1 protein-coding gene and 1 pseudogene are annotated in these 1,620 nt (G+C 72.8%); both read left to right on the plus strand.

Annotated elements, in window-relative coordinates:
• A pseudogene (locus tag ACI794_RS20735) lies at positions 1-129 on the plus strand (methyl-accepting chemotaxis protein); the annotation flags it as partial.
• A 483-nt stretch (positions 130-612) separates the two neighbouring features.
• Positions 613-1,620, plus strand: a 1,008-nt coding sequence (locus tag ACI794_RS20740; RefSeq protein ID WP_456617265.1) for an MCP four helix bundle domain-containing protein, incomplete at its 3' end; no start/stop codon positions are given.

Raw genomic sequence — 1,620 nt, forward strand, 5'->3', positions numbered from 1 at the left:
AACATCTCCGGGGTCTCCAGCGCGGCGGACTCCACCACCCAGGCGCTGACCCAGACCCGGTCCGCGGTCGACGAGCTGTCCCGGATGGCCGCCGACCTGCGCACCACGGTCGGCAACTTCAAGTACTAGAAGGACCCCCGTCCCCCTCACCCCTCGCAGGCTCGGGGCGAGCCTCTGGACGGGGGCCGCCCGTCCCCCTCACCCCTCGCAGGCTCGGGGCGAGCCTCTGGACGGGGGCCGCCCGTCCCCCTCACCCCTCGCAGGCTCGGGGCGAGCCTCTGGACGGAGATGTGCCGGACTCGGGCCGGGCAGCGACCGACGCGGTCGCTGCCCGGCCGGAGCGCGTTCGGATCACCTCGGTGTTCCCCGCATTCCTGCGCGACCATTCCCGGTCGTCACCGGTCGCCCATCCCGAAATGGCGGGAAGTCGACACCGAACATGCGGTCACCGACCTTTCTCCGGCACGCCGTCCGACACGCGGGCATTTCTGTCCGTTCCCGGATCGCTGCGCCCTATCTTTCCGTCGTCACCACAGCGCCGCATGCGCGCCGGGCTCTCTCCCGCGATTCGGTGGCGCACGCACCCTTCCCCTTCTTCCCTGGAGCAACGCCATGACCGCTGCCGCCCGCACGACCCGAGCCACGGGCAGCCGTCGCACCGACCAGGCGGCCGGCCGGTCGCCGATGGCGCGGATGTCCGACCTGTCGGTCAAGACCAAGGTCCTCGGCGCCGTCTCGGTGACCGCGGCCGTCGCCGCCGGCATCGGCGTCCTGGGCATCTCCGGGATGAGCGCCGCAGCGGACGACGCCGACCGGCTCTACGCCAACAACCTGCAGGGCGCCGTGCAGGCGGCCGCCATGGACCAGTTGCTCAGCGACATGCGCGTCACCGCCCGGGACGCCCTGATCGTGGCGACGCCGGAGGAGACCCGTGCCCGGCTCGCTGCGGTGGAGGGCTACGTGGCGGAGTTCCACGAGGCCCTCGACACCTACGCGTCCGGCACCACGCAGCCGGCCAAGCTGGCCATGATCGACGAGATGACGGCGGACATCGACGCCTACCTGGCCATCCAGACCGACGTGCTCGCACCGATGGCCATCGCGGGCGACGTGCGGAGCTGGGTGACCGCGAACGCGCAGCAGGGAGCGCCCATCGGTGACGAGCTGGCCGGGGACCTGCAGGAGCTGCGCGAGATGGAGCTGCAGGAGGCGGCGGAGGCCAGTGCCGGCATCCGTGGCAGCTACGAGTCGCAGCGGACCCTCACCCTCGCGGTGATCCTGGTCGGCGTCCTCGCCGCCCTCGCGATCGGCTTCGCCGTCGCCACCGGCATCGCCCGCTCCACCCGCAAGGTGCAGGACGTCGCCGTCGGCCTCGCCGCCGGGGACCTGACCCGCTCCAGCGGCCTGACCTCGAGGGACGAGCTCGGCCAGATGGGCCGCGCCCTCGACGAGGCCATGGCGAACCTGCGCAGCGTGCTCGGGACGGTCGCCTCCTCGGCGGATGCGGTGGCGGCGAGCTCGGAGGAGCTGAGCGCGAGCTCGGCGCAGATCTCGGCGGGTGCGGAGGAGACCGCGGCGCAGTCGGGTGTGGTGTCCGGTGCCGCGGAGGAGGTCTCCCGC

The sequence above is a fragment of the Blastococcus sp. SYSU DS0541 genome (genome assembly GCF_054050875.1).